Source organism: Chryseobacterium ureilyticum (assembly GCF_900156735.1).
In the GTDB taxonomy this organism is placed as follows: Bacteria; Bacteroidota; Bacteroidia; order Flavobacteriales; family Weeksellaceae; genus Chryseobacterium; species Chryseobacterium ureilyticum.
The window spans coordinates 244929-251265 of the sequence record NZ_FTOL01000007.1; the positions used below are offsets into that span (position 1 = coordinate 244929).

Here is a 6337-nt window from a genome sequence, read left to right on the forward strand (position 1 = left end):
GATAAAATGAAGTTTAGACTATTACCCATCATTATGTTTGCTGCTTCTGCACATTTTTATGGACAAGTAACTCCACAGGACAGCACAAAAGTAAATAGTGCTGTACACGCAGAAAATGAGGTAGGCACTTACACACTTAAAGACATCGTTGTAGATGGGGTAAAAAAATATACACCAGCTCAGATCTTAAGATTTACAGGCTTAGCTAAAGGAGAAGTTGTAGACATCCCAGGACAGAAAATCAGCAATGCTGTAAAAAAACTTTGGGATACCCAATCTTTTTCTGAAGTGGAAGTGTACGTGGAAAGTATTGAAGGACAAACTGTTGTTCTTAAATTCTATCTTCAGGACCTGAAAGAACTTGGAGAAGTGAAATTCAAGGGAAAAGGTATTGGTAAATCCAAAAGTGAAAAATTAGCCAAAGACAATAATCTGAAGCCGGGAACTAAGATTACTCAAAACTTAGTTTCAAGCCTTAAAACTAATATTCCGAAAGATTATATTAAGAAAGGTTTTGCTGATGCTAAAATTACTATCGAGGATAAAGTAAATGCCGGTGATCCTGCTTTGGTTGATTGGACCATCAATGTAGAAAAAGGCAAAAAAGTTAAAATCGATCATATCGAATTTGAAGGAAACGAAAGTGTTACCGATAGAAAGCTTAGAAATAAAGCCTTCAAAGAAACAAAACAAAAACGTTTTGGTATCGGTGGTATCTTGAAATCTTCCAAGTTCATTGAAGATAAATATCAGGAAGATAAGCAGAATTTGATCAATTATTATAACTCTTTAGGGTATAGAGACGCAAAAATCGTTTCAGACTCTGTATGGAGAAATAAAAACAAAAACTACGAGATCAACGTAAAGCTTAACGAAGGTAAAAAATACTATATCGGAGATATTACATTTACCGGTAACACAGTATATCCTACTGATTACTTACAGAGATTACTAGGATATAAGAAGGGAGATATATACGATGCAGTAGGATTCAATAAGAAAGTAGGAGAAGACGGAGGTAAGGAAGATGATTCCGATATCAAGTCCGTATATATGAATAACGGTTACCTTTTCTCAAATGTAACACCAGTTGAAAAATCAGTGTCAGGAGATGCTGTAAACCTTGAGATCAGAATCAATGAAGGTGAGCAGGCAACCTGGAACAAAGTAACATGGCAAGGGAATACAACAACTCATGACCATGTAATTCTTAGAGCATTGAGAACAAAACCGGGAGAATTATTCAAAAAAACCGAAATCAAGAGAACTTATTTTGATTTGGCAGGGATGACATTCTTTGATCCACAACAGATTGGACAGGATATTCAGCCTAACCAATCAGATAACACGGTTGATATCAATTGGAAATTAGTTGAGAAAGGATCTTCTCAGGTTCAGCTTCAGGCTGGTTATGGTGGAAATAGCTTCATCGGAACACTAGGTTTGACGTTTAACAACTTCTCGCTAAGAAACTTCCTTAAATTTAAAGACTTCAAACCAGTACCACAAGGAGATGGGCAGACTTTCTCTATTCAGGTACAGGCAGGACAATACTTCCAAAACTATGGAGTATCATTTACTGAACCATGGTTATTTGGTACAAAAGCAACAGCCCTTTCAGTAAGTTTGAACAACTCCAGAGTAAAATATAGTGATATGTATGGAGGATCACAGAAATTGAACATCTTCTCTGCTTCAGCAGGTCTAAACAGACTATTGAACTGGCCAGATGACTATTTCTCTCTATATACAGGATTACAGTTCCAGAAGTATGACTTCAATAACTATCCATTCCAGTTTGGTGATGCTACAGAATACTATGGAAGTGCCAATAACTTCAGTATCAACCTAGGTTTGAGTAGAAACTCCGCAGGGATTGACCCAATATTCCCTACAATGGGTTCAAATATTGAACTTTCTGCTAAGTTAACACCTCCATATTCATTGTTTAGTAACAAAGATTACTCTTCAATGCAACCTGTTGAGAAATACAAATGGATGGAATTCTATAAGATCAAGTTCAAAGCTGATGTATATAACGAAATCATCGGAAAACTGGTATTAAGATCTTCTGCTGAAATGGGATTCATGGATGGATACAACAAAAATCTTGGTGCACCGCCATTTGAAAGATTCTATGTAGGAGGTACAGGATTATTTGGAGGTAGATATGATGGTCGAGAATTGATTCCGTTAAGAGGTTACGATAATGCAAGTACATATGGTGGGGAAGCTGCCGATATTACTCAAAAAGGAGGGGGTACAATCTATAACAGATTTACTTTAGAATTAAGATACCCGATTTCCCTGAACCAAACAGCTAAAATTTATGCATTAACATTTGCTGAAGGTGGTAACGTTTGGAACTCTTGGAGTAATTATAACCCATTCCAGCTAAAAAGATCAGTTGGGGTTGGAGTTAGAGTTTACATGGGAGCATTCGGATTGATCGGATTCGACTTCGCATACGGATTCGATAAGACAATGTCCGGAACACCATCAGGATGGCAAAACCACTTCTTGATGAACCAATCATTATAATTATAGCTATGAAGAACTTTAAAATAACCATCACTTTTGTATTGCTTTTAATTTTTGGGTTTGGAAATGCTCAGAAAATTGGAGTAGTAGATACTAATGAAATTTTAAATAAATTACCTCAGTATAAAGAAGCAGAAGCGAGATTAAATTCTCAGATCGATACCTGGCAGTCAGAACTTCAAAATCTGCAGTCAGAGTATGAAAGAAAAAAAGCTGCATTTGAAAGTGAAAAAGTGTTATTGATAGGTGATCAGCTGAAACTTAGAGAGAAGGAAGTAGTAGATCTTGATAAAAATATCAAAACAACTACCAGTTTACGTTTTGGAGCCAACGGTGAGATTACAAAACTGAGAACAAATCTTGTTCTTCCGTTCCAGGATCAGATCTGGGGAGCCATCAAAACAATGTCCGAAAAAAATGGATTGGGCATAGTTCTTGATAAAAGCAATAACATTAGTGTTATTTTTCTTCAGGGAAAATATGATTACACAGAAAAAGTATTAGCTATTTTATTGAAAGGAACAGATAAAAAAGAAAAAGCTAGTAAAAGCAAAAAGTAATATTTTAAATTAACTTTTGCTTAAATTTAAAATCTAAAAACAAATTAAATTATTTATTTACCAATTATGAAAAAATTAAGTGTATTATTTGCAGCAGTGATGATGGTTGTGTCTGTAGGTATGGCAAAGGCTCAAAAAATTGCTACTTTAGATGTATTGGGAGTTCTTAACGCAATGCCTGAAAAGAAAAAAGCAGATGCTGATCTTAAAACATTCTTAGATGCAAAGCAAGCTGAAATCAAGAAAAAAGCAGATGCTGGACAAGCTAAATTAAAGCAATATAGTGAAGAGGCTCCTAAGAAAACAGCTGATGAGAACAAAGCTAGAGAAGCTGAATTACAAAAAATTCAGGAAGAGATAGCTCAAATGCAAGATAAAGCTCAAAAAGATCTACAAGCTAAGCAGGAAGTAGCTTTCGGACCAATCGAAAAGAAATTAAATGACGCAGTAGAAAAAGTATCAAAAGCTAACGGCTACGAATATGTCATGGATGCAAATTCACCAGCATTCCTTTACAAAGCTGGAGCAGATGCTACTGCAGCTGTTAAGAAAGAATTAGGAATTCAATAATTTCAGCAAATTAACAAAGATTTATAAAACCAACCGCCTCTATTAGAGGTGGTTTTTTTATTTTTGCGGAATGGAAAAAGAAGTTTCAACCGTAGTAAAGGTTAGGTTTAGTGATTGTGATCCAATAGGACATCTGAATAATGTAAAATATCTTGATTATATGTTCAATGCCAGAGAAGATCATGTAGAAACATTTTACGGATTCACTTATGAAGAATATACTAAACAGACAGGTTGTACATGGATTGCAATTCAAAATGAAATTGCTTATTTAAAAGAAGTAAGATACAATACTCAGGTTGTAATCAGTAGTAAAACTATTGACATACAAGACAGGACTGCCAAAGTTGAAATTCTAATGAAAAGTTTGGATGAAAAGACAATTCATGCCGTACTTTGGGTAACAGTGATTTACTTCAATATTAAAACAAGAAAATCTGAAGTTCATCCTGAAGATATTAAAGAAACATTCCACAAGTTCTATGTAGATTTGGAACAAAAAGACTTTCAGCCAAGAGTTAAATTTTTGAGAATACAAAATGCAAAAAACTCTTAATAAGTTTTCTTGTTGAGTTTTTGAAATTTTAAATTAATATTTATGAAAAAAATAGTAGTAATCGGTAGTAATGGTCAGCTAGGAAACTGTATCAGAAAAATAGCTTCCGATTTTGAAAATCAATATGAGTTTTTATTTACAGATTCCACAATTCTGGATATAACAAAAGAAGATCAGGTTAATAATTTTTTTTATGATAATAAACCAGATTATTGTATCAATGCTTCTGCATACACAGCGGTAGATCTTGCGGAAAAAGAAAAAGATAAAGCCTTTGCTGTAAATGCAGATGGGGTTGCTTATCTGGCTCAGGCTTGTGTTGAGTACAAATCTGTTCTTATTCACGTATCTACAGATTATGTATTTGATGGTAATACAAATCTTCCATATTCTGAAGATGATTTTACAGATCCTATTGGGGTGTATGGTGAATCAAAAAGAAAAGGGGAAGAGCTTGCATTGGAAATTAATCCGAAAACCATTATTCTGAGAACTTCATGGCTTTACTCAGAGTTCAATAAGAATTTTGTTAAAACAATGTTGAATCTCTTTACTCAAAAAGAAGAATTGGGGATTGTCGCAGATCAGTTTGGTCAGCCTACAAATGCTAATGATCTTGCAGAGGCAATTATGGATATCATTGAATCTCCCAGAAAAGTGTTCGGAATTTTTCACTTCTCAAATTACCCGGAGACGACTTGGTTTGAATTTGCCAAAAAAATTGCTGAATTTTCAAAATCATCAATAAAATTAAATCCATTGACTACCGAGCAGTATCCAACTCCTGCAAAAAGACCAGTGAGAAGTACAATGTCTCTGGATAAAATAGAAGAGACATATAAAATAGAACCAAAACACTGGGAAAATAGCCTGGAAGAATGTGTTGAGATTCTTTCACAACAATAATAATAGTATGAAAAATATAGTAATCATCTTTTCCGTATTGTGTGTGCAGCTTTGGAATGCACAGAATGTTTATCTGACCAAGGTGGAAAAAACCAATGATAATTCAGACAAATTTCTATATAAAAAAGAAGATGGAAATACAGATGCCATTTATTTGGGGGAAATAGAAGTTCAGGGTTTTTCAAAAGATGATGCAACCGTATTTTCATCAGTATATAAAAAGGCAAAAGAAATCGGAGCCAATACTTTTACCATAAAGCCATTTGAAAATGTTGACGGTTCACCTCAGGAATTTAACGCTGCAAATTATAAGATTGGATTATACTATACTCCAAAAGAAAAAATAACCGTTCAGGATGGCTCGATGTATATATTTGCTTCCTCAGAAAAGAATCAGAAAATAAATATCAATCAGAAAGATTATACCTTATCACCCCGATCATTTTTGAAATTGAAAATTATTCCTGGAGAAGTATATACAATCTCAACCAAGAAACTTTTAGGATCAACGGTGAAAGTTCAACCTAAAACCAATAATGATAATCTGTACTTCCAGATTTCTTCTGTAAAAATTAAAGCAGATACATCAGGGGTAGGAGGGTTAAACCTTAAATCAGGAGATGTTGTAGGATTGGAGAAGTCATTCGCAGAATTTTTGAAAACTATTTATAAAGAAATTAAATAGTTTTGTAGCTTATTACTTCAAAAAAAATTCGATAGAAGATTTAAAAGTAATTAAAGTGGTATAAGTTATATTAAATACCAATTTTTTCAAAATAATTATATAAAGGTTGTCTAAATTAGGCAACCTTTACTATATAATAGTATCCTTCATCACTTATTTAAACACCATCACGTCTATATTATATATAAAACGTTGCTACCTTCCATTCTCATATTCTTTAATTCCCCCCACAGCTCTCCCTCAAACAAATGTTTAAACTTTTTCTCCCTTTAAACCAGTTGCTTAGGGTTGAATATTAATTTAAGATGAAATTTATGTTAAATAAGTTTGTTTTGCTTTGAATAAAGTTGTTATCTTTGCCCCACTGAAAACGAGAGTATATCAGTAGCGCAGAAGAGCTTTTAGATAGGCAGAGACGATATTGCTTCAAGAAGATAAGAACGAAAAAAAGCTTTGCATTTTTTATCAAATAAAATTTGCGAGTTAAAATAAAGTTAGTATCTTTGCAGTCCCAATTGA

6 protein-coding genes are annotated in these 6337 nt (G+C 33.7%); all 6 read left to right on the top strand.

The window, feature by feature from the left end; all coding sequences use genetic code 11:
• The first annotated feature begins 6 nt into the window (after positions 1 to 6).
• The 6 genes from bamA (at position 7) to BW983_RS18375 (ending at position 5818) form a co-directional block, all read left to right on the top strand.
• Entirely contained in the window at positions 7 to 2541 is a 2535-nt protein-coding gene (gene bamA / locus BW983_RS18350) for an outer membrane protein assembly factor BamA (RefSeq protein ID WP_076553323.1), read from the top strand.
• A gap of 8 nt (positions 2542 to 2549) precedes the next feature.
• Positions 2550 to 3101 (top strand): OmpH/Skp family outer membrane protein, encoded by a 552-nt coding sequence (locus BW983_RS18355; RefSeq protein ID WP_065396523.1) that lies wholly within the window; start codon positions 2550 to 2552, stop codon positions 3099 to 3101.
• 66 nt (positions 3102 to 3167) lie between these two features.
• A complete protein-coding gene (locus tag BW983_RS18360; protein WP_065396501.1) occupies positions 3168 to 3671 on the top strand; it encodes an OmpH/Skp family outer membrane protein in 504 nt (167 codons plus the stop codon).
• A 70-nt stretch (positions 3672 to 3741) separates the two neighbouring features.
• A complete protein-coding gene (locus BW983_RS18365) occupies positions 3742 to 4227 on the top strand; it encodes an acyl-CoA thioesterase (protein WP_065396502.1) in 486 nt (161 codons plus the stop codon).
• 42 nt (positions 4228 to 4269) lie between these two features.
• Positions 4270 to 5133 (top strand): dTDP-4-dehydrorhamnose reductase, encoded by an 864-nt coding sequence (gene rfbD, locus BW983_RS18370; RefSeq protein ID WP_076553324.1) that lies wholly within the window; start codon positions 4270 to 4272, stop codon positions 5131 to 5133.
• Positions 5134 to 5140: 7 nt separating this feature from the next.
• Positions 5141 to 5818: a hypothetical protein gene (locus BW983_RS18375; RefSeq protein WP_076553325.1), complete on the top strand. Its 678-nt coding sequence runs from the start codon at positions 5141 to 5143 to the stop codon at positions 5816 to 5818.
• Positions 5819 to 6337 lie beyond the last annotated feature (519 nt).

Excerpts from the sequence above, each read along its gene's own strand:
- bamA (WP_076553323.1), top strand. The coding sequence starts at position 7 with ATGAAGTTTAGACTATTACCCATCATTATGTTTGCTGCTTCTGCACAT.
- BW983_RS18355 (WP_065396523.1), top strand. The coding sequence starts at position 2,550 with ATGAAGAACTTTAAAATAACCATCACTTTTGTATTGCTTTTAATTTTT.
- BW983_RS18360 (WP_065396501.1), top strand. The coding sequence starts at position 3,168 with ATGAAAAAATTAAGTGTATTATTTGCAGCAGTGATGATGGTTGTGTCT.
- BW983_RS18365 (WP_065396502.1), top strand. The coding sequence starts at position 3,742 with ATGGAAAAAGAAGTTTCAACCGTAGTAAAGGTTAGGTTTAGTGATTGT.
- rfbD (WP_076553324.1), top strand. The coding sequence starts at position 4,270 with ATGAAAAAAATAGTAGTAATCGGTAGTAATGGTCAGCTAGGAAACTGT.
- BW983_RS18375 (WP_076553325.1), top strand. The coding sequence starts at position 5,141 with ATGAAAAATATAGTAATCATCTTTTCCGTATTGTGTGTGCAGCTTTGG.